Below are 20919 nucleotides of genomic sequence, written 5' to 3'. Positions count from 1 at the left end.
ACTTTATGTGTGTTTATCGCCACTTGTGGGCTGACAATCACCCTGTTTTCTTGTCAAAATACGTCCTCACGCGCGGCGGCCATCACGTGCTATGCTGCGCGAGCTAAAGTCATCTACAGCGGAGCGTTGTTACACCATGATGGACAACCTACGCACGGCCGCCAACAGCGTCGTGCTCAAGATTATTTTCGGTATCATTATCGTCTCGTTCATTTTGACCGGGGTGAGTGGTTACCTGATTGGCGGTGGCAAAAACTATGCCGCAAAAGTGAATGGCCAGGAGATTGGCCGTGGGCAGTTTGAAAACGCCGTCGCCAGCGAACGTAACCGTATGCAGCAGCAGCTTGGCGACCAGTTCTCCGAGCTGGCGGCGAACGAAAACTACATGAAAACCATGCGCCAGCAGGTGCTGAACCGCCTGATCGATGAGTCGCTTCTGGATCAGTATGCCCGCGAGCTGGGCCTCAGCATCAGCGATGAGCAGGTGAAGCAGGCGATCTTCCAGACCCAGGCGTTCCAGACGAACGGTAAGTTCGACAACCAGCGTTTCAGCGGTATTGTCGCCCAGATGGGAATGACCACCGATCAGTACGCCCAGGCGCTGCGTAACCAGCTGACCACGCAGCAGCTGATTAACGCCATTGCGGGTACCGATTTCATGCTGCCGGGTGAGTCCGATCAGCTGGCGGCGCTGGTGTCTCAGCAGCGTGTCGTCCGCGAAGCGACCATCAACGTCAACGCCCTGGCGGCAAAACAGACCGCCAGCGATGAGGAAATCAACGCTTTCTGGCAGCAGAATCAGGCCCGTTTTATGGCGCCGGAGCAGTTCCGCGTGAGCTACATCAAGATGGATGCCGCCAGCATGCAGGAAAACGCCTCTGACGAAGAAATCCAGTCATGGTATGACCAGCATAAAGATCAGTTCACTCAGCCGCAGCGTAATCGCTACAGCGTGATTCAGACTAAAACTGAAGCCGACGCGAAAGCGGTGCTGGCCGAGCTGCAAAAAGGCGCTGATTTCGCCACGCTGGCAAAAGAAAAATCGACCGATATTATTTCTGCCCGCAACGGCGGCGATATGGGGTGGATGGAAGATGCCTCTACCGTGCCTGAGCTGAAAGAGGCCGGCCTGAAAGAGAAAGGCCAGCTCTCCGGAGTGATCAAATCCTCGGTTGGCTTCCTGGTGGCCCGTCTGGACGACGTCCAGCCGGCGCAGGTCAAGCCGCTGGCTGACGTGCGCAATGACATTGCGGCGAAAGTGAAGCAGGAGAAAGCGCTGGATGCTTACTATGCGCTGCAGCAGAAGGTGAGCGATGCGGCCAGCAACGATAATGAATCGCTGGCGGGCGCGGCGCAGGTCGCCGGAGTGCAGGTGGTGGAAACCGGCTGGTTTGGCCGCGATAACCTGCCGGAAGAGCTGAACTTTAAACCGGTCGCTGACGCTATCTTCAACGGCGGTCTGGTCGGTGCGAACGGCGCGCCGGGCAGCAACTCTGACATCATTACCGTTGATGGCGATCGCGCTTTTGTTCTGCGTATCAGCGAGCACAAAGCCGAGGCGGTGAAACCGCTGGCCGAAGTGAAGGCGCAGGTCAGCGATATCGTTAAGCACAATAAAGCGGAACAGCAGGCGAAGCTGGATGCCGATAAGCTGCTGGCGGCGCTGAAAGACGGCAAAGGCGATGAGGCGATGAAGGCGGCTGGCCTGAGCTTTGGCGCGCCGCAGACGCTTTCCCGTACCGGCCAGGATCCGCTGAGCCAGCTGGCATTCACTCTGCCGCTGCCGCAGCAGGGCAAACCGGTCTATGGCGTTGGCAGCAACATGCAAGGCGATGTGGTGCTGGTGGCGCTGGATGAAGTGAAAGCAGGCAGCATGCCGGAAGAGCAGAAGAAGGCTATGGTTCAGGGGATTACCCAGAACAATGCCCAAATCGCTTTCGAAGCGCTGATGAGCAACCTGCGCAAGGCGGCGAAAATTAAGCTGGGCGACAGCATCGACCAGCAGCAGTAATTTCGCGTCGTTTCGCAAAAATACGCAACACCATGTAATCCTCAGGGGCCGCTTTCGCGGCCCTTTCCATTTCTGTGATTTGCCTTTTGTCGGCCATCCGCACTGACGCTATCGTAGCCTTGCTGTCTACACACAAGGAGATATCAGCATGAAATATGGAATAAAAGCACTGATGGCCGCGGGCGTTCTGGTTTTCGCGGTAGGCGCACAGGGCGCGCTGGCCGCCCCCGCCAGCGGCAAAGCGGTGGTAACCAAAGAGCATGTCCCGGCGTCCTCTTCGGCGAAAGCGAAAGCGGAACCCGGCGAGGCCGACAACGGGGCGACCAAAGTCAGCATTAACCACGCCAGCGCCGAGCAGCTGGCGCAGGCTCTGAATGGCGTGGGGTTGAAAAAAGCCCAGGCGATTGTCAGCTACCGTGAGGAGTATGGGCCATTCAAAACCCTTGATGACCTGAAGCAGGTCCCGGGGATGGGCAGTGCGCTGGTGGAGCGGAATTTAGCCCATCTGACGCTGTAAATTTTATGCCAGCGCTTGCACAGCAGTAATTTTTTGCCAGGATAAAGAGGTTGCATTAAGTGGTGTGACCTCTTACCTCACAAACAACAATAACAGAAAGGCATTGATGCTATGCAAACACAAATTAAAGTTCGCGGCTATCATCTGGACGTCTACCAGCATGTGAATAACGCACGCTACCTGGAGTTCCTTGAGGAGGCCCGCTGGGATGGTCTGGAAAATAGCCCGGCGTTTCAGTGGATGACCGAGAAAAACATCGCCTTCGTGGTGGTGAATATTAATATCAACTACCGCCGTCCGGCGGTCCTGGGCGATGTGCTGACGGTGAGCAGCAAACTGGAGCAACTCAACGGCAAAAGCGGCACGCTCAGCCAAGTGGTCACCCTCAACCCCAATGGCGAGGTGGTGGCCGATGCGCTGATCACCTTCGTCTGTATTGATTTGAAAACCCAGAAGGCGCTGCCGCTGGAAGGGGAACTACGTGAGAAACTCGACCAGATGAACTTGCGCTGACAACCGTCGCGTGCGTGCCGGGCGGTGGCGCGCTTCGACCTCCGGAAGGTGATCAACCCCTTGCCCCGGTATGCGTAGCGCCACCGGGGAATTTGAACTGAAGCTTCGGGCAGATACCTCTTCGGAGGCTATGCCTGTGTCAAGCCGGTTTTTTGCTTCATCACCGCCATTACCCCGACCTTATCGGCCAGATACTGGTTGAGCCCGTTAGCGCGCAGGTTGCAGGCGGCGCACTGGCCGCAACCATCGCCCTTAATGCCGTTGTAGCAGGTGAGGGTTTCCCGGCGCACCAGATCCAACTGACCCCAGTAGTCGGCCAGCGCCCAGGTCTCGGCTTTGTTCAGCCACATCAGCGGGGTTTCAAAGCGAATGTCTTTCGCCATCCCAAGGCTGACGGCGTGGTGCAGCGCTTTGACAAACTCATCGCGGCAGTCCGGGTAGCCGGAGAAATCGGTCTCGCACACGCCGGTGATGATAGCGTCGGCTTTTACCTGATAGGCGTAGATTGCCGTCAGGGTTAAAAACAGAATATTGCGCCCCGGGACAAAAGTATTGGGAATGCCCTCGGCATCAGGCTGATAGTCCGGTACCGGAATGTTATCGCGGGTCAGGCTGCTGACCGCCAGTTCATTGAGCAGGGTAACGTCCAGCACTTTATGCGCGACGGCGCCAAGTTTCAGGGCGAGTTCGCGCGCAACGTCGATTTCCGCGCGGTGGCGTTGGCCATAATCAAAAGTGACGCAATGCACTTCATCATACTGTTGCAGAGCCTGCACCAGACAGGTGGTTGAATCTTGTCCTCCGCTGAAGACAACTACGGCGCGTTTCATGGCAATTCCTGACTTAATGAGTAAAGGCGATATGGTAGCGCCAGACGCCCGCCACCACCAGCTCTCTCACGTCGACGCCGGCAGCCAGGCGCTGGCGAAGTCGAACCAGCCGCGGGCGTTGAGGCGCAAGCCATTGACACCCGGCGGGGCGCTGATCCGATAGTTGTATTTAAACAGCGGCGTCATGATGGCGTCTTCCATCAGGTTGTTGAATACGTTGCGCAGCGCATCGTTGCGGCTGCGGGCTTCCGGCTGCGTCTGTACCGCGTCTAATGTCGCCTGCAGATGGGCATATTGCGCCCCGGTCAGCAAATTGGGCCACAGCATATCGCAGCGCAGCCACTGCTCCAGGGCATACTCTGGCGCTTCGCCGATCAGGCGGTCGCCCATCATCAGGTCGGCCTGCCCCAGATGCTGGCAGCCCTCCCAGTTTTTGGCGTCATGAAACAGAAGCGTCAGCTCGCAGCCCAGCACAGCCAGCCGCTGTCTCAGCTGTTCGGCCATGGCGTGGAGTTCGACCGGCAGATGGTAGAGCAGCGTGAGCCTGGCCGGCAGCGGCACCGCGCTGTTTTCCGGCCCCTGCGGGATGGACCATCCCGGCAACACCTCATGGCTTGGCGTAATCAGATCCTCGTCGAGCGGCAGCGTTTCCAGCAACGATGAGCGGTGAATTATCGATACCAGCCGCTGGGCCTGCGCTTTGCTAAGCCGAGGGCTGTGACGCAGGGTCAGATAGCAGAAGCCAAGACTGATGCTGTTGCTGACCTGGCGCAGGTTATGGAGCTCTTCGCGATCGCCAATCGTGATCTGCACCGGGTGGCGGCAGCTGGTGCCGAGATCGCGATCGAAGAGCTGGGGGGTGATCCAGTACTCCACCGCCTGGATCAGCGGATGCCGCAGATGGTAGCGGGGATGGTTCTCCAGGCGGACGAGTTCCGGACTAAACCGCTTCAGGCGGAACGGTCCGCATCCGATGGCCGGATCGTCAGGATGGGCCAGCACGCTGCAATAGCTGGCGAGGCGGAACGGCAGCCAGTAGTCAGGACGATGCAGCGTGATGGTGAGGCACTGGGCGTGAGTGACGTCGATGCGGCTGATGCTGGCGAAGAGGGTCCGCAAGGCGGGCAGATCCAGCAGCAGCAGTAAGCGCTGCCGCAGCTGTGCGGTTTCCACTGCATCGCCGTTGTGCCAGCACAGCGTGGAGCGGATATAAAACTGCCAGCGCAGGCCGTCAGGGGAGACCTGCCAGTGGTGCGCCAGATCGCCGATTGGCATAGTGTCGCCTTCGTCGAAGCGTGTCAGCCCGGCATAGATCTGCCCGGCCAGATGCTGCTCGGCGCGTCCGGGCAGAAAGCCGGGGCGTAGCGGTTCCAGCGGGCGATAGTATGGAATACGCAGCGTCGGGGTATTGTTTTGCCACTGACCGCCCAGAAAGGGGTGGAGCAGGGCTTTCAGCTCCACCGGGGCCAGCTGCGCCAGCTCCAGCGCGTTTTGCTGCTGACCTTTATGCAGCGCCAGCTCCATCATCTCATTGCGCAGACGTTCCGGCGTTTTATAAAAAGAGAGCAGTCCGCGCTTGCCGCGCCCGGAGCTGGCCTGCCAGCTTAACCATCCGGCCTCTTGCGCCTGACGCAGCAGGGTACGGACATGGCGTTCGCTGCAAAAACAGCGTTCCGCCAGTTCGCCGACGGTGACCTGCTGCGGCGCCCCGGCTGAGGGTTGCCACAGCCGCTGGTACTGATTTAAACGGTGTAAGAGTCGCATAAGCGCTGTCGTCCACCGGGCCGTAATAAACCCGGAACAATTTATATTATCTATTCACTATTACTTCCGTATATCCCAGGTGATACTGCAACACAAGCGAAGCCCATCACACATTGGGGAAAACACCATGGCAAAACTGGCAGCATTTGATATGGACGGCACCTTGCTGATGCCGGACCATCGTCTCGGAGAAAAGACGCTCACCGCGCTGAAACGGCTGCGGGAACGCGATATCACCCTGACGTTCGCCACCGGCCGCCATGCGCTGGAGATGCACCATGTGATGGGTGAGTTTTCCCTGGACGCCTTTCTGATCACGGGCAACGGGACGCGCATCCACTCGCTGGAAGGGGAGGAGCTGTACCGTCAGGATCTCAATCCCGAGGTAGCGGAAGAAGTGCTGCATAGTCGATGGGATACCCGGGCCAGCATGCACGTGTTTAATGACGGCGGTTGGTTCACCGGCCAGGCAAGGCCTGAGCTGCTGAAGGCGCATGTCTTTAGCGGGTTTCGCTATCAACTGTGTGATCCGAAACGTATGTCGGCGCATCATGTCACCAAGATCTGCTTCTGCGGCGATCATGACGATCTGCGCCGCCTGCGGATCCAACTGAATGAGGCGCTGGGCCAGCGCGCGTTTCTCTGCTTCTCGGCGTTGGACTGTCTGGAAGTGCTGCCGGTTGGCTGCAATAAAGGCGCGGCGCTGGCGAGGCTGAGCCAGCACCTGGGCCTCACCCTACAGGAGTGCATGGCCTTCGGCGATGCGATGAACGATCGCGAGATGCTTCGCAGCGTCGGGCGGGGGTTCATCATGGGCAACGCGATGCCGCAGCTGAAAGCCGAGCTTCCGCATCTCCCGGTTATCGGCGACTGCCGGCATCAGGCGGTCTCCCATTTTTTAACGCATTGGCTGGATAATCCTGATCTTCCTTATTCCCCCGAATAGAGAGACCCTTCCAGCAAGCCAGATAGCATTCTATCTGGCTTTTTTTATGTTCTGCTGACCAGCCGGGCTAGCTCCGCCTGCCAGGGGGCGATATCGCCGATGTTGGCCGCCACCCACTGTGGGTTGTAATAGCTTTCCAGATAACGCTCGCCGCTGTCGCACAGCAGGGTCACGAGGGAACCCGTGCGTCCTTCCTCGCGCATCCGCGCGGCCAGCTGCAGCACCCCCCACATATTGGTTCCGGTCGAGGCGCCGACTTTCCGTCCAAGCTGCGTTTCCAGCCACAAAGCAGTGGCCACGCTTGCCGCATCCGGCACGCGCAGCATCTCATCTACAACGTCGGGAATAAACGATGGTTCGACCCGCGGGCGGCCGATGCCTTCAATTTTGCTGCCGACCGGGCTGCGCAGGCTGGCGTCGCGTGTCTGCCAGTAATCGAGGAACACCGAATTTTGCGGGTCGACAACCATCAGCTGCGTCTCGTAGCCCTGGCTGCGAATATAGCGGCCAATGGTCGCTGAGGTGCCGCCGGTGCCGGCGCTCATCACGATCCACGATGGCTGCGGGTGCGGCTCATGGCTCATCTGGCGGAAAATACTGTCGGCGATATTGTTATTGCCGCGCCAGTCGGTGGCCCGCTCGGCGAAGGTAAACTGATCCATATAGTGACCGTTCAGCTCGCGCGCCAGCGTTTCGGAAGCCGCATAGATTTCGCAGGCGTTCTGCACAAAATGGCAGCGTCCGCCGTAGAACTCGATCTGTTCGATTTTACGTCTGGCGGTGCAGGAGGGCATCACGGCGATAAACGGCAGCCCCAGCAGGCGGGCGAAATAGGCTTCAGAAACCGCGGTCGAACCCGAAGACGATTCGATAATCGTGGTGCCTTCTTTGATCCAGCCGTTGCACAGGCCATAGAGAAACAGCGACCGCGCCAGACGGTGTTTGAGGCTACCGGTCGGATGCGTACTTTCATCCTTCAGATAAATCGGGATCCCGGGAAAACCAGGCAGCGCCAGGCGAATCAGGTGTGTATCGGCGGAACGCTGATAGTCGGCGTTAATTTCACTAATGGCGTGTTTTACCCAGGCGCTATTCATCTCGGATTCCTGTTTGTCATTTTGTGCCCAGCTTAGCGGATTGTGCGGGAAAAATTGTTGCTATTTAGCCTTTCAATTACAATTGCAGGAGTAAATTATTCTCTCTGGTGGCCTTATGTTAGATAAAATTGACCGTAAGCTGCTGGCGCTGCTGCAGGAAGATTGCACCCTCTCTTTGCAGGCGCTGGCTGATGCCGTTAATCTGACCACGACCCCTTGCTGGAAACGCCTGAAACGACTCGAGGATGACGGTATTCTCCGCGGGCGCGTTGCCTTACTGGATGCGGAAAAGGTGGGGCTGGGGCTGACGGCGTTTGTCCTGATCAAGACCCAACATCACAGCAGCGACTGGTATTGCCATTTTGTGAGCGAAGTGACGCAGATGGCTGAAGTGCTCGGCTTCTGGCGGATGGCGGGGGAGTATGACTATTTGCTGCGGGTGCAGGTGGCCGATATGAAGCGCTATGACGACTTTTATAAACGTTTGGTGAACAGCGTGCCGGGGCTGTCGGATGTCACTTCGAGTTTTGCCATGGAACAGATAAAATACACCACCGCCTTGCCTGTCGAATAACGGTATTGCGCCGTAACCCATAACAAAATCAGGATCTTACTGCTTGCGATTATTTGCACAACTCAGCTGGTATTTCCGCCGGGAGTGGCGCCGCTATCTTGGCGCCATTGCCCTGCTGGCCATTATTGCCGTCCTGCAGCTTGTTCCGCCGAAGGTGGTGGGCATTGTGGTCGACGGCGTGACGCAACAACATTACACCGCGGAGAAGGTGTGGATGTGGATCGGCGCGCTGGTGCTGATCGCGGTGATGGTTTACCTGCTGCGCTATGTCTGGCGCGTGCTGCTGTTCGGCGCCTCTTACCAGCTGGCGGTTGAACTGCGGGAAGACTTTTACCGGCAGCTGAGCCGCCAGCATCCGGCGTTCTATTTGCGCCATCGCACCGGGGATCTGATCGCCCGCGCCACCAACGACGTGGACCGGGTGGTGTTTGCCGCCGGTGAAGGGGTGTTAACCCTGGTGGATTCTCTGGTGATGGGCTGTGCGGTGTTGATTGTGATGTCGACGCAGATTAGCTGGCAGCTCACCCTTCTGGCGCTGCTGCCGATGCCGCTGATGGCCCTGGCGATCAAACGCAACGGCGATGCCCTTCACGAACGTTTTCGCGTTGCCCAGGCGGCCTTTTCCAGCCTCAACGATCGCACGCAGGAGAGTCTGACCAGCATCCGCATGATTAAGGCGTTCGGGCTGGAGGAGCGCCAGTCGGCGCAGTTTGCCGCCGATGCGGCCGATACCGGAGCGAAAAATATGCGCGTAGCGCGCATTGACGCTCGCTTCGACCCTACTATCTATATCGCCATCGGGGCGGCGAATCTGCTGGCCATCGGCGGCGGCAGCTGGATGGTGATCCACGGTAGCCTGACGCTGGGTCAGCTCACCAGCTTTGTGATGTACCTTGGTCTGATGATCTGGCCGATGCTGGCGCTGGCGTGGATGTTTAACATCGTGGAGCGCGGTAGCGCGGCCTATGGCCGTATTCGCACCATGCTCGAAGAGGCGCCGGCGGTGGACGACGGGACCGAGACGGTACCGGCTGGCCGCGGCGTCCTGCAGGTCGCTATCCGCGATTTCATCTATCCGCAGGCGAGCAAGCCTTCGCTGGAACAGGTTAATTTTACCCTGCAGCCGGGGCAAATGCTGGGCATCTGCGGGCCGACGGGCGCTGGCAAAAGCACCATTCTGGCCCTGCTGCAGCGCCATTTTGACGTCACCAGCGGCGAGATCCGCTTTCACGATCTGCCGCTACCGCGTCTGCAGCTCGACAGCTGGCGCGAACGGCTGGCGGTGGTCAATCAGACGCCGTTTTTATTCTCCGATACCGTCGCCAATAATATCGCGCTGGGAAAACCGGACGCGACGCCGGAACAGATTGAGCGGGTGGCGCGGCTGGCCAGCGTGCATGACGACATTCTGCGTCTGCCCCAGGGGTACGATACCGAAGTGGGCGAGCGCGGCGTGATGCTCTCCGGCGGCCAGAAACAGCGCATCTCGATTGCCCGCGCCCTGCTGCTGGAGGCCGAAATTCTGATCCTTGATGATGCTTTATCCGCGGTGGATGGCCGCACCGAACACCAGATCCTGCATAACCTGCGCCAGTGGGGAGAGGGGCGGACGGTGATCATCAGCGCCCACCGCCTGTCGGCGCTGACTGAGGCCAGCGAAATCCTGGTGCTGCAGCATGGGCATGTCGCCCAGCGCGGCCGCCATGAGGCGCTGGCGGTGCAGCCCGGCTGGTACCGCGACATGTATCGGTATCAGCAGCTGGAAGCCGCGCTCGACGAGGTTCCCCAGGAGCAAGAGGAGGCCCTGGATGCGTAGCTTTACCGAACTCTGGCCGACGCTTAGACGCCTGCTGGCCTATGGTTCACCGTGGCGTAAGCCGCTGGCCATCGCGGTGGCGATGATGTGGATCGCGGCGGCGGCGGAGGTGAGCGGCCCGCTGCTTATCAGCTATTTCATTGACAATATGGTGGCGAAACAGACTCTGCCGCTGAAGCTGGTGGCAGGCCTGGCGGCAGCCTATATCGGTCTGCAGCTGCTGGCGGCGCTATTGCATTATAACCAGTCGCTGCTGTTTAACCGCGCCGCGGTCGGCGTGGTCCAGCAGTTACGCAGCGATGTGATGGATGCCGCCCTGCATCAGCCGCTCAGCGAGTTTGATACTCAGCCGGTCGGGCAGCTGATCTCACGCGTGACCAACGATACCGAAGTCATTCGTGACCTGTATGTGACGGTAGTGGCGACGGTGCTCCGCAGCGCGGCGCTGATCGGCGCGATGCTGGTGGCGATGTTTAGCCTCGACTGGCGGATGGCGCTGGTGGCGATCGCGATTTTCCCGGCGGTGCTGATCGTGATGATCATTTATCAGCGCTATAGCACGCCGATCGTGCGCCGGGTGCGCGCCTGGCTTGCCGACATCAACGATGGCTTTAACGAAGTGATCAACGGCATGGGGGTCATCCAGCAGTTCCGCCAGCAGGCGCGCTTTGGCGAACGGATGCGCGAGGCCAGCTACGCCCACTACCTGGCGCGGATGCAGACGCTGCGCCTGGACGGTTTTCTGCTGCGTCCGCTGCTGAGCCTCTTTTCCTCGCTGGTGCTGTGCGGGCTGCTGATGCTGTTCGGCTTTAGCGCGGCGGGCACGATTGAGGTCGGGGTGCTGTACGCGTTTATCAGCTATCTCGGACGCCTCAACGAGCCGCTCATTGAGCTGACCACCCAGCAGTCGATGCTGCAGCAGGCGGTGGTCGCCGGCGAACGCGTTTTCGAACTGATGGACCGTCCGCGCCAGGCGTGGGGCGCCGATGACGCGCCGCTGAGCAGCGGTCGGGTGGAAATCGACCATCTCTCCTTTGCCTACCGCGGGGATCGTCTGGTCCTCCAGGATATCACGCTGGATATCCCTTCCCGCAGTTTTGTGGCGCTGGTCGGGCATACCGGCAGTGGGAAGAGTACCCTCGCCAGTCTGATGATGGGCTATTACCCGTTAACCCACGGGGAGATCCGCATCGATGGCCGGCCGCTCTCTTCTCTCAGCCACAGCGCGTTGCGTCGGGGCATCGCGATGGTGCAACAGGATCCGGTGGTGCTGGCGGATACCTTCTACGCCAACGTCGCGCTGGGCCGGGACATCAGCGAAACACAGGTCTGGGAAGCGCTGGAGGCGGTGCAGCTGGCGGCGGTGGCGCGCAGCATGCGCGACGGCCTGTATACCCAGCTGGGCGAGCAGGGCAATAATCTCTCCGTCGGACAGAAGCAGCTGCTGGCGCTGGCGCGCGTGCTGGTGGAGACCCCGCAGGTTCTGATTCTGGATGAGGCGACGGCGAACATCGACTCCGGCACCGAGCAGGCGATCCAGCAGGCGCTGGCGAAGGTTCGCCAGCATACCACTCTGGTGGTCATTGCCCATCGTCTGTCGACCATCGTTGAGGCGGATACCATTCTGGTCCTGCATCGCGGTCAGGCCGTCGAGCGGGGCAACCATCAGCAACTGCTGGCGGCGAAAGGCCGCTACTGGCAGATGTATCAGCTACAGCTGGCTGGTGAAGAGCTGGCGGCCAGCGCCAGAGAAGAGTCGCTCAGCGCCTGATGCACCACCAGCAGGCAGCGAAGGCGGGTCGGCCTGTCGTGGTGCAAAAACGTTACATCAAATGCACCGCCGTGGTGCATTTTTGCCCGTTAAACGCCTTTACGCAGGCTAATGCCTGACCTCTCGCCTGTTTTTTGCCATCAAAGGGCCGCTCAGCGGCCTTTTTTCATTTCTGGCATAGCCCTTGCTTTATATCCATCGTGTTAGCTGCGGCCATTACCGAATACTGACTGGAGGGGACTTATGAAGCTGGTTACCGTGGTAATCAAACCATTCAAACTGGAAGACGTGCGTGAAGCCTTGTCTTCCATCGGCATTCAGGGCCTGACGGTCACTGAAGTCAAAGGATTTGGCCGTCAGAAAGGTCATGCGGAGCTCTACCGCGGCGCCGAGTATAGCGTCAACTTTCTGCCAAAAGTGAAGATTGATGTGGCGATCGCCGACGATCAGCTGGATGAAGTTATCGATGTCATCAGCAAAGCGGCTTACACCGGAAAAATTGGCGACGGCAAAATTTTTGTCGCTGAATTGCAGCGCGTCATTCGCATCCGTACCGGCGAAGCTGACGAAGCGGCACTGTAATTTCCAGACCACACAGTGATGGGGAACGAAACAATGAAAATGGCAACAATGAAATCGGGTCTGGGGGCGTTAGCCCTTCTTCCGGGGCTGGCGATGGCCGCGCCTGCGGTGGCGGACAAAGCCGATAATGCGTTTATGATGATTTGCACCGCGCTGGTTCTGTTTATGACTATCCCGGGGATTGCGCTGTTTTACGGCGGGCTGATCCGCGGTAAGAACGTTCTTTCCATGCTGACGCAGGTGATTGTCACCTTTGGCCTCGTCTGCGTACTGTGGGTCATTTATGGCTATACCCTGGCCTTCGGCACCGGCGGCAGCTTCTTCGGCAGCTTTGACTGGGTAATGCTGAAAAATATTGAACTGAAAGCGCTGATGGGCACCTTCTATCAGTATATCCACGTCGCCTTCCAGGGCTCGTTCGCCTGCATCACCGTCGGGCTGATCGTCGGCGCGCTGGCTGAACGTATCCGTTTCTCCGCGGTGCTGATTTTCGTGGTGGTGTGGATGACGCTCTCCTACGTGCCGATTGCGCATATGGTCTGGGGCGGCGGTCTGTTGGCGACCCATGGCGCGCTGGATTTCGCCGGCGGCACCGTTGTGCACATCAACGCCGCGGTCGCCGGGCTGGTGGGCGCCTATATGATGGGCAAACGCGTGGGCTTCGGCAAAGAAGCGTTCAAACCGCATAACCTGCCGATGGTGTTCACCGGCACCGCTATCCTCTATGTGGGCTGGTTCGGCTTCAACGCCGGCTCTGCCAGCGCAGCGAATGAAATCGCGGCCCTGGCGTTCGTTAACACCGTCGTGGCGACCGCCGCGGCTATCCTGGCGTGGACTTTTGGCGAATGGGCTCTGCGCGGCAAACCTTCACTGCTGGGCGCCTGCTCCGGGGCAATTGCCGGTCTGGTTGGCGTTACGCCGGCGTGTGGTTATATCGGTGTCGGCGGCGCGCTGATCGTCGGTATCGCCTCTGGCCTGGCGGGTATCTGGGGCGTGACTGCGCTGAAACGCTGGCTGCGTGTGGATGACCCTTGCGACGTCTTCGGCGTCCACGGCGTCTGCGGCATCGTCGGCTGTATCCTGACCGGTATCTTCGCGGCGACTTCTCTGGGCGGCGTCGGTTATGCGGAAGGCGTCACCATGGGCCATCAGCTGCTGGTGCAGCTGGAAAGTATCGGCATTACCGTGGTCTGGTCCGGCGTCGTCGCTTTCATCGGCTACAAAGTGGCGGATATGACCGTAGGGCTGCGCGTACCGGAAGAGCAGGAGCGCGAAGGGCTGGACGTCAACAGCCATGGCGAAAACGCCTACAACGCCTGACAGAAAACCCTTCTCCATGTAGCAAAAAGCCTCCCGTCAGGGAGGCTTTTTTTATGCGTTGCGGTTGCGCATCACCCCTTCCTGGACCGTTGAGGCAACCAGCGTGCCATCCTGCGTGTAAAACTCGCCGCGAACGAAGCCGCGGGCGCTGGAGGCCGAGGTGCTTTCAACGCTGTACAGCAGCCATTCATTGATATTAAACGGCCGATGGAACCACATTGAGTGGTCGATGGTGGCGACCTGCATGCCGGGCTCAAGGAAACCAACGCCGTGCGGCTGCAGCGCCACCGGCAGGAAGTTAAAGTCCGAGGCATAGCCCAGCAGATACTGATGAATGCGCAGATCGTCGGGAACGGCGCCGTTGGCGCGCAGCCAGACCTGGCGCGCCGGCTCGGCGATATGGCCTTTCATCGGGTTATGAAATTCCACCGGGCGGATCTCCAGCGGCTTATCGCAGAGGAATTTGTCTTTCACCTGCGGCGGCAGGAGATGCGCCAGCTTGCGGGCGATGTCGGTTTCCGAAGGCAGTCCGTCAGGGGAGGGGGCGTCCGGCATCGCTTTCTGATGCTCATAGCCGTGCTCTGGCGCCTGGAAGGAGGCGGTCATATAGAAGATCGGCTTCCCGTTCTGGATAGCGGCGACCCGGCGGGCGCTAAAGCTGTTGCCGTCGCGCAGGACCTCCACATCGTAGACGATCGGTTTTTGACTGTCGCCGGGGCGCAGAAAGTAGCTGTGAAACGAATGCACCAGACGTTCAACGGGCACGGTCTCTTTTGCGGCATACAGCGCCTGGCCCACCACCTGGCCGCCAAAAACCTGGCGCAATCCCAGGTCTTCGCTCTGTCCACGGAACAACCCTTCCTCAATTTTTTCCAGATCTAATAATGCCAGCAGGTTAGAGAGTGCCTGACTCATACTTATCCTCAATTAACAATGGCGGCGCCGTGCGCGTAATGTGGCAAAGTATAACCTGGAATCGCAAGTGGTCCGATGGGTGTAATAATCTGAATAACAACCGGTCAACAGGAAGAAATCTGAGATCTGTGCCACACTTATTGACGACACGAAAGTTCCTGCCGGCGAAGCGGCGGAACATCCTCCTGGGTATAAAGGGATGATAAGGAGAACATCATGAAATTTGCCTATATGTTTAGTGCCTTAGCCGTCGCCGCGACGCTGACCGCCTGTGCTAATCACCACTCCACCAGTTCTTCCGCTCAGGCAGCCGCACCCGACCCTTACGGTATTGCGACGCTGAGCGTGGCGCAGCAGCAGCCGAGCGTCACGGGGACGATTAATATCCGCCAGAGAATCGCATTACCGCCGGATGCGGTGCTGACGGTGACCCTGTCGGATGCTTCTCTGGCAGATGCGCCAGCCCGCGTATTGTCGCAAAAAGCGGTGCGTACCGAAGGCAAGCAGGCGCCATTTAACTTTGCCCTGCCTTACAACCCGGCAGATATTCAACCGAACGCCCGCATTCTGTTGAGCGCAGCGATTACGGTTAATGGCCAGCTGATGTTCATTACCGATACCGTGCAGACGGTGATCAACCAGGGGGGCACCCATGCCGACCTGACGCTGGTTCCGGTTCAGCAGACCGCCGTGCCTGTCGCACAGTAAGCTCGATGAGCCCCCGGATGGGGGCTTTTTTTGTCTTCAATAAACCCAGCGATAGTGCTGGAGATCGATATGGCCGCTGCCGGAGACCTGTACCCCTTCGGCCAGCAATGCCTGACGCTGCCGCTGCAGATCGGGGCCGGTGAGGGAGATATCGCCATGGCGATTGACCACCCGATGCCAGGGCAGAGTGGACCCTTCCGGCAGACGCTTCAGCACACCGCCCACCTGGCGCGCCGCGCGCGGAGAACCGGCCAGCCTGGCGACATCGCCATAGGTCGTGACATACCCTTCCGGTATTGACGCCACAATGTGCCAGACACGTTGGGGAAATGTATCGAGCGGATCCATATTCAGTCCTGTTACCCGAAAAACGCCAGCATAAGCGCTGATCTGCAGGCTGTACAGCCTGCAGATCAGGCGGGCTGTTCGACGGTGAACGTCAGGGCCAGGCCGAGGATCTGCATGCCATGGACATTGTCGGAAGGTGAACTGGCGATGAGGCTCTCCAGGAATTTTAACCGCTGCGAGGTAGCGTTGATGATCAGCTTCGCGCGCAGGCCCGGCATGGTCAGCGACGAGATGGGGTATACCACCCGACCGCTGATGTAGACCGGTAGCTTGCGCAGTTCCACCTGACGCAGCACGCCGACGGTGGAATAGAGCAGCGCCAGCGGCGTGACCGCCCGCACCGGCGCCTGACTGATAGTCACGAAGTCGAGCATTTTTTCAGGGCGCAGATAATTCACCCCCTGAAAGGCGATGGTCATCCCTTCAATGGCGGGCAAAGGCAGAGTGATGGTCTGTGGTGATGAGTCAGTCATTCGATTACCGTAGAGACAATGCGCTGATGATAAAAGAGAACATAAGGTGGATAAGTATGGTGGATATCCCGGCTGTGTGCTGAGCGCACGCTCTCACTCTCACAGATTGAGCGTGAGTGACTGGTTTTATTCGCGTTATTGCGCAATAAACCAGCAGGCAGTCGGGGCGCGCTTGCAATTCACCAGGTCAGCAGGGATAATGCGCCAGCGCGTTGGGTAACAACGCTCTCAATGGGGGCTCTGTTGGTTCTCCCGCAACGCTACTCTGTTTACCAGGTCAGGTCCGGAAGGAAGCAGCCAGAGCAGACGACGTGTGTGCCGGGATGTAGCTGGCAGGGCCCCCACCCATTTCGCCCTCATGATATATCCCTTATATTTTCCCGGTCTTTATTCCTGCTATATTTAATACCTGATACAGATCACATATTATTTTTTGTTGCTAAAACAACCCGTTTTTATTCCATAATATTGACTTGTCATAAATCTGAAATGCTACTGCAATATTAATGTCATTTTCGTGTCATAAATAAAGCGCATCTTATTGCTGGGAATTTGTTGCCAGATCCATGCTATAAAATATATCTCTGGATCAGCATGTTAACTTCGTGTATTAATTATGATGATTTTATTGCACGGGAAGCGTAGCTATGACCACAGTGGTTTTGAATGTAAAAATTGACGCTGAGTTAAAAGAGAAGTTGCGTCATTATGCGGAAGTGAATAACGAGAACCTGGGTACGGCAACGGAAAAGCTGCTGCAGCTGGCTTTTCAGCTGGAGGCATCAGCAGGTGAGGCGGGGGTGACGGAAGAGGACATTGACAGCCAGCATACCGAAGAGGAAGCGACGCCATTAACCCCTAAAGAAATCAAAGCATTAAGAAAACTTCTGAAGAAGAAAAAATGAAACAACAATTCTCTACAGCCAGCAACTATAGCGAAGCCTGCGATATGTTGCGCTCAGGATACGTAAAACACGTTCGCCTGAACTGGAATATCGGTAGTGATGAGTTCTTTCGCATTGCCTCCGACTGGTGCGACACCGGCGCTAAAATTAAAAAAGATGAAGATGGCTTTATTATTTCCCTGAAAGGGTTTCCTATTCCGCGCCAGCATTAATGAAATTGCCTTATTTCCGTCACCGGGTTGCCATAACCAGATGGCAGGATACTCAGGCAATTTTATAAAAACATCTCATATACCTCATGGATGACGGACTTTTGACGGGCTGAAGCCAGCCCGTCGATATTTTCTTATATTATTTTCCGCAAACGCGTATTTTCCCGCTGTTCTGCAAGGCTATGCCACAATGGTTGTAGCGTGGAGAAGGCCTGGCGCAATGCTTCGTCCGGCAAGGTAAACGGCAGACGTAAATAGCGATCGAACGCGCCCTCCAGACCAAACCGCGTCCCGGTGCCGATATGGATCCCCTGGCTTTCCGCCCGCGCAGAGAACAGGGTGGCCAGCATGTCAGGGAGTTCCACCCAAAAAGAGAGTCCGCCTTCCGGTGGCGTAAAGCGCCAGCGGGGAAAATACTCTTTCATCAGCACTTCGCACATGTCCCGGCGCGCCTGCAGCATCTCCCGTCGCGGCGGCAGCAGCGTGGCGGCGTTTGCCAGCAGCCAGCTGCAGGCCAACTGCTCCAGCAGCGGCGTACCCAGGTCCAGAGAGTCGCGGGCCTGAATCAGCGAGGCGATCGTTCGCGCGCTGGCGCGGATCCAGCCGATGCGCAGTCCCCCCCAGAAACTTTTCCCGGCCGAACCGATAGTGATCACCGCGGCGTCGGGATTAAAGCAGGCCAGCGGCGGCGGGGGCGGGGCGTTATACCAGAGGTCGACCATGGTCTCATCGATCACCAGCGTTGTTCGCGTCCTGGCCGCGATGTCCGCGACCCGCTGGCGGGTAGGGGCATCCATACAGCGCCCGGTAGGGTTGTGAAAATCCGGCATCAGCCATGCCAGACGCGGCGCGGTCTGCGCAATGGTCGCCGCTAATCCATCGCAGTCCCATCCCTGCTGGGGGAGTGCGACCCCGACGGGCCGGCAGGAGGCGCCCTGAATGGCGCTGATGGCCATTGGGTAGGTCGGGGCGTCAATGACCACCCGGTCACCGGGGCCGGTGAACAGACGCAGGATCAGCGCAAAGGCGCTGAGCGCGCCGTTGACCACCATCACTTCATCGGGCCGCGTCGGCAGGCCACGTTCGCTGTAGCGCCGGGCAATCGCTTCCCGCAGCACCGGAAGCCCCTGCTGATCGTAGCCGGTCTGGGTGAGATAGGGCGGCAGCAGGGTCATGGCGTGCTGGAAGGCCTGATGGAGCTCCGGACCGGCGCTGAGGGCAGCGGTAGAGAGATTGATCGTCGAGGGGGTCGCAGAGGGCGGCGGCAGATCGGCAGGGCGTTCCGGCAGGACAATGCGCGACCCGCTCCCCTGGCGGCTATGGAGAAACCCCTCCTCCCGCAGCTGACCGAGGGCGCTGGCGATGGTCGTCCGGCTGACGTTGAGGGCCGCCGCCAGCTCGCGCTCGCCGGGCAGGCGCGTCTGTAGCGTCAGACGGCCATCGAGGATCAGCAGGCGGAGCGCTTCCGCCAGCTGGCGCCATAGCGGTGTGCGGGAACTGGACTCCTGCCAGTTGCCAAGCAGGCGTACCAGGGACTGTGTTCCAAAGCGTCGGGCTGACATAGCGATCCACTTTTCCAAAACTGGCCATTAATTATCAGTCCATTTTTGCTGATGATGAGGGCATTCGCAATGATGTTGAGGAAAAAATATGCTTCGTCGCCTGCTGCAGTTATATATCGGTCTGGTGCTCTACGGCGTGTCCACGGCGCTCTTCGTGCATGCTAATCTCGGCGCCGATCCGTGGGACGTTTTTCATCTTGGGGTGGCTAAACAGCTGGGGATCAGTTTCGGGACCGTGATTATCCTGACCGGCGCCGCGGTGCTGCTGCTATGGATCCCGATTCGGCAGATGCCGGGGCTCGGCACGGTGAGTAATGTTATCGTGCTGGGGCTGGCGGCGGACGCCACGCTGGCCGTCCTGCCTCCGCTGGAGTCGCTGGTGGCGCGCAGTGCGCTGCTGGTGGTGGCGATTGTGATGAACGCTATCGCCACCGGGATGTACATTGGCGCGGGCTTTGGCCCGGGACCGCGCGATGGCCTGATGACCGGCCTGCACGCTCGTACCGGCTGGTCATTGCGCGGTATCCGTACGGCGATCGAGCTCTCCGTACTGCTGATTGGCTGTCTGCTGGGGGGCAAGTTTGGCGTCGGAACCGTCATTTACGCGCTGTCGATTGGGCCGCTGATCCAGCTGTGCCTGCCGTGGTTCAGCCAGCCCGTCCGCCGCCGGGCGGTCAGCACTCCCCGGGAGAGCGTCTCCTGAAGGGAACCCGCGCCCTCGTCGTCAAGAATAGGGCGCATTGTGGTTTACAGGCCACTCAGGCCATGAAGCATCATGTAGATCCCCACCACAATAATCAGTAAGCCTGAGATCCAGGGCGCTTTGCGCGAGATGTCGTTAAGCCACGGCCAGCGGCGGGTGGCATGTTTCATGCTCAGGGCGGCGATAGCCCCGGAAGCCACCAGCGTCAGCGCCAGACCGACGCTAAAGCCGAGTACCAGCGTGGCGCCCAGCGAGAATTTCTTCAGCTGTAAACAGATAAGCAGCACGGTAATGGACGCCGGGCAGGGGATCAGCCCGCCGGTCAGGCCAAACATCACAATCTGCCCGGTCGTCACCTGGCGGCCATCGAAGCGCCGGTTAATCTCCTGAGCATGGGCCCGCTGATGCGCGTCCTGCCACTCCTCCGCCACCAGCGGCGCGCCAGGGGAGTGAGAATGATGGTGGTCATGATGTTCATGATGATGATGGTCATGGTGATGGTCATGGTCGTGCCCGTGCTGATGATGATGGGGGTGGGCGTGGGGCCGCGATTCGCGCCAGGTGCGCCAGAGCATCCAGCAGGCAATCAACACAATGACAACCCCCGAGATCAGCTGAAACCAGGGCTCAGAAGTCTGGGCGTTCCAGCCGCGGCCAAACCACAGGCCGGCCATGGCGATCAGCCAGACCACCGCGGTATGCGAGACCGTCGCCGCCAGCCCCAACAGAACCGCCTGCTTTAAGGTTCCCCGTACCGCCACGATAAAGGCGGCCATCATCGTTTTTGAGTGGCCGGGTTCAAGGCCGTGCAGCGCGCCGAGCAGTATCGCGCTGGGAATAAACAGCCAGGCATTGCCCTGCTGCAGAAGGGAAGTGAAATCGTTCATATCGGGATCCTTGCCAAAAGTGGCTCTATGCTACTCCCCCCCAGTAGTTAAATACTACCCCCCAGTAGAAAAAGAGGCTGATAAAAGGGATCATGCTATGCTGGCAGGCGTTGCCGGCGTCGAAGGTCGGGCAATGACGGCAGAATAAAACGGTGGATCGCGCAATGTCACACACAGTGAGAGACAAAAAGAAGTTACTGACCCGGCTGAAGAAAATTCAGGGGCAGAGTACCGCATTAGAGAAAATGCTTAATCGCGAGCATGAGTGCGCTGAGGTGCTACAGCAGCTGGCGGCGATCCGCGGCGCGGTCAATGGCATGATGCTGCAGGTTATCCAGGGGCATTTGACCGACCATGTGGTGAAAGAGCCAGATGAGACGCAGCGTGAAGCGGATCTGGAGACGGTGATGCAGGTGATTAAATCCTATCTGAAGTAGCCTCCGGCAGAGGGCGGCGAAGAGGCCG

At 58.8% G+C, this 20919-nt stretch carries 22 protein-coding genes and 1 other RNA gene; 15 read left to right on the top strand and 8 right to left on the bottom strand.

What is annotated here, in order from left to right:
• The first annotated feature begins 136 nt into the window (after window positions 1-136).
• From ppiD to ACOI7Z_RS19825, 3 genes are all read left to right on the top strand, one after another.
• Window positions 137-2011, top strand: coding sequence for a peptidylprolyl isomerase (gene ppiD, locus ACOI7Z_RS19835; protein WP_065882823.1), 1875 nt, complete (start codon window positions 137-139; stop codon window positions 2009-2011).
• Window positions 2012-2159: 148 nt separating this feature from the next.
• Window positions 2160-2528 carry a helix-hairpin-helix domain-containing protein gene (locus ACOI7Z_RS19830; protein ID WP_023288616.1) on the top strand — a complete coding sequence of 123 codons (369 nt, stop codon included), beginning with the start codon at window positions 2160-2162 and terminating at the stop codon, window positions 2526-2528.
• A 111-nt stretch (window positions 2529-2639) separates the two neighbouring features.
• A complete protein-coding gene (locus tag ACOI7Z_RS19825; protein ID WP_023288617.1) occupies window positions 2640-3041 on the top strand; it encodes a YbgC/FadM family acyl-CoA thioesterase in 402 nt (133 codons plus the stop codon).
• Between the two features lie 128 nt (window positions 3042-3169).
• Here ACOI7Z_RS19825 and queC read toward each other — a convergent pair whose 3' ends face one another.
• Complete coding sequence (gene queC / locus ACOI7Z_RS19820) at window positions 3170-3871, bottom strand: 7-cyano-7-deazaguanine synthase QueC (RefSeq protein ID WP_023288618.1); 702 nt, start codon at window positions 3869-3871, stop codon at window positions 3170-3172.
• Window positions 3872-3937: 66 nt separating this feature from the next.
• Window positions 3938-5635 (bottom strand): SgrR family transcriptional regulator, encoded by a 1698-nt coding sequence (locus tag ACOI7Z_RS19815; RefSeq protein WP_087849721.1) that lies wholly within the window; start codon window positions 5633-5635, stop codon window positions 3938-3940.
• Between the two features lie 127 nt (window positions 5636-5762).
• On the opposite strand from ACOI7Z_RS19815, the gene cof reads away from it, so the two are divergent.
• On the top strand, window positions 5763-6581 hold the full coding sequence (gene cof, locus ACOI7Z_RS19810; RefSeq protein WP_065882820.1) for an HMP-PP phosphatase: 819 nt from the start codon (window positions 5763-5765) through the stop codon (window positions 6579-6581).
• 44 nt (window positions 6582-6625) lie between these two features.
• On the opposite strand, the gene ACOI7Z_RS19805 is transcribed toward cof, so the two are convergent.
• On the bottom strand, window positions 6626-7678 hold the full coding sequence (locus tag ACOI7Z_RS19805) for a PLP-dependent cysteine synthase family protein (protein WP_065882819.1): 1053 nt from the start codon (window positions 7676-7678) through the stop codon (window positions 6626-6628).
• Between the two features lie 115 nt (window positions 7679-7793).
• Here ACOI7Z_RS19805 and ACOI7Z_RS19800 point away from each other — a divergent pair, with 115 nt between their 5' ends.
• The 5 genes from ACOI7Z_RS19800 (at window position 7794) to amtB (ending at window position 13741) form a co-directional block, all read left to right on the top strand.
• Window positions 7794-8252, top strand: a complete 459-nt coding sequence (locus ACOI7Z_RS19800; RefSeq protein WP_048296864.1) for an Lrp/AsnC family transcriptional regulator — start codon at window positions 7794-7796, stop codon at window positions 8250-8252.
• A gap of 43 nt (window positions 8253-8295) precedes the next feature.
• Entirely contained in the window at window positions 8296-10068 is a 1773-nt protein-coding gene (locus ACOI7Z_RS19795) for a SmdA family multidrug ABC transporter permease/ATP-binding protein (protein ID WP_087849722.1), read from the top strand.
• Complete coding sequence (locus tag ACOI7Z_RS19790; RefSeq protein ID WP_032453858.1) at window positions 10061-11839, top strand: SmdB family multidrug efflux ABC transporter permease/ATP-binding protein; 1779 nt, start codon at window positions 10061-10063, stop codon at window positions 11837-11839. The genes ACOI7Z_RS19795 and ACOI7Z_RS19790 overlap by 8 nt, the downstream gene beginning before the upstream one ends.
• A gap of 243 nt (window positions 11840-12082) precedes the next feature.
• Entirely contained in the window at window positions 12083-12421 is a 339-nt protein-coding gene (gene glnK / locus ACOI7Z_RS19785) for a P-II family nitrogen regulator (RefSeq protein ID WP_002891893.1), read from the top strand.
• Window positions 12422-12454: 33 nt separating this feature from the next.
• Entirely contained in the window at window positions 12455-13741 is a 1287-nt protein-coding gene (amtB, locus tag ACOI7Z_RS19780) for an ammonium transporter AmtB (RefSeq protein ID WP_004204781.1), read from the top strand.
• Between the two features lie 51 nt (window positions 13742-13792).
• Here amtB and tesB read toward each other — a convergent pair whose 3' ends face one another.
• Window positions 13793-14656, bottom strand: coding sequence for an acyl-CoA thioesterase II (tesB, locus tag ACOI7Z_RS19775; RefSeq protein ID WP_032453859.1), 864 nt, complete (start codon window positions 14654-14656; stop codon window positions 13793-13795).
• A gap of 216 nt (window positions 14657-14872) precedes the next feature.
• Between tesB and ACOI7Z_RS19770 the strand changes: the two genes are divergently transcribed.
• Window positions 14873-15364 carry a YbaY family lipoprotein gene (locus ACOI7Z_RS19770; protein ID WP_023288625.1) on the top strand — a complete coding sequence of 164 codons (492 nt, stop codon included), beginning with the start codon at window positions 14873-14875 and terminating at the stop codon, window positions 15362-15364.
• 36 nt (window positions 15365-15400) lie between these two features.
• Here the strand turns inward: ACOI7Z_RS19770 and ACOI7Z_RS19765 are convergent, their stop codons facing one another.
• Together ACOI7Z_RS19765 and ACOI7Z_RS19760 are read right to left on the bottom strand one after the other, a co-directional pair.
• The gene (locus ACOI7Z_RS19765) at window positions 15401-15712 is read right to left on the bottom strand and encodes an MGMT family protein (RefSeq protein ID WP_023288626.1); all 312 of its coding nucleotides are present in this window, start codon (window positions 15710-15712) and stop codon (window positions 15401-15403) included.
• Window positions 15713-15777: 65 nt separating this feature from the next.
• Complete coding sequence (locus ACOI7Z_RS19760) at window positions 15778-16185, bottom strand: hypothetical protein (protein ID WP_017898905.1); 408 nt, start codon at window positions 16183-16185, stop codon at window positions 15778-15780.
• 241 nt (window positions 16186-16426) lie between these two features.
• Here ACOI7Z_RS19760 and ffs point away from each other — a divergent pair.
• The 3 genes from ffs to ACOI7Z_RS19745 all read left to right on the top strand — a co-directional run bounded on the left by ffs (window position 16427) and on the right by ACOI7Z_RS19745 (window position 17302).
• Window positions 16427-16523: signal recognition particle sRNA small type (gene ffs / locus ACOI7Z_RS19755), an RNA gene on the top strand.
• A 309-nt stretch (window positions 16524-16832) separates the two neighbouring features.
• Complete coding sequence (locus ACOI7Z_RS19750; RefSeq protein ID WP_023288627.1) at window positions 16833-17090, top strand: hypothetical protein; 258 nt, start codon at window positions 16833-16835, stop codon at window positions 17088-17090.
• Window positions 17087-17302, top strand: a complete 216-nt coding sequence (locus ACOI7Z_RS19745; protein ID WP_004142688.1) for a hypothetical protein — start codon at window positions 17087-17089, stop codon at window positions 17300-17302. The genes ACOI7Z_RS19750 and ACOI7Z_RS19745 overlap by 4 nt, the downstream gene beginning before the upstream one ends.
• 134 nt (window positions 17303-17436) lie before the next feature.
• Here ACOI7Z_RS19745 and ACOI7Z_RS19740 read toward each other — a convergent pair whose 3' ends face one another.
• On the bottom strand, window positions 17437-18864 hold the full coding sequence (locus ACOI7Z_RS19740; protein ID WP_065882818.1) for a PLP-dependent aminotransferase family protein: 1428 nt from the start codon (window positions 18862-18864) through the stop codon (window positions 17437-17439).
• 88 nt (window positions 18865-18952) lie between these two features.
• Between ACOI7Z_RS19740 and ACOI7Z_RS19735 the strand changes: the two genes are divergently transcribed.
• Window positions 18953-19567: a YczE/YyaS/YitT family protein gene (locus tag ACOI7Z_RS19735; RefSeq protein ID WP_032453862.1), complete on the top strand. Its 615-nt coding sequence runs from the start codon at window positions 18953-18955 to the stop codon at window positions 19565-19567.
• Window positions 19568-19611: 44 nt separating this feature from the next.
• Here the strand turns inward: ACOI7Z_RS19735 and ACOI7Z_RS19730 are convergent, their stop codons facing one another.
• Window positions 19612-20454: a nickel/cobalt efflux protein RcnA gene (locus tag ACOI7Z_RS19730; RefSeq protein ID WP_087776320.1), complete on the bottom strand. Its 843-nt coding sequence runs from the start codon at window positions 20452-20454 to the stop codon at window positions 19612-19614.
• Between the two features lie 164 nt (window positions 20455-20618).
• Between ACOI7Z_RS19730 and ACOI7Z_RS19725 the strand changes: the two genes are divergently transcribed.
• A complete protein-coding gene (locus ACOI7Z_RS19725) occupies window positions 20619-20891 on the top strand; it encodes a metal-sensing transcriptional repressor (RefSeq protein ID WP_004204767.1) in 273 nt (90 codons plus the stop codon).
• Window positions 20892-20919 lie beyond the last annotated feature (28 nt).

Origin of the sequence: Klebsiella sp. C283 (genome assembly GCF_048822555.1) — a bacterium.
Lineage (GTDB): Bacteria > Pseudomonadota > Gammaproteobacteria > Enterobacterales > Enterobacteriaceae > Klebsiella > Klebsiella quasipneumoniae.
Note: the sequence above shows the minus strand (reverse complement) of the source record. Positions and strands in the feature narration are given on the sequence as shown.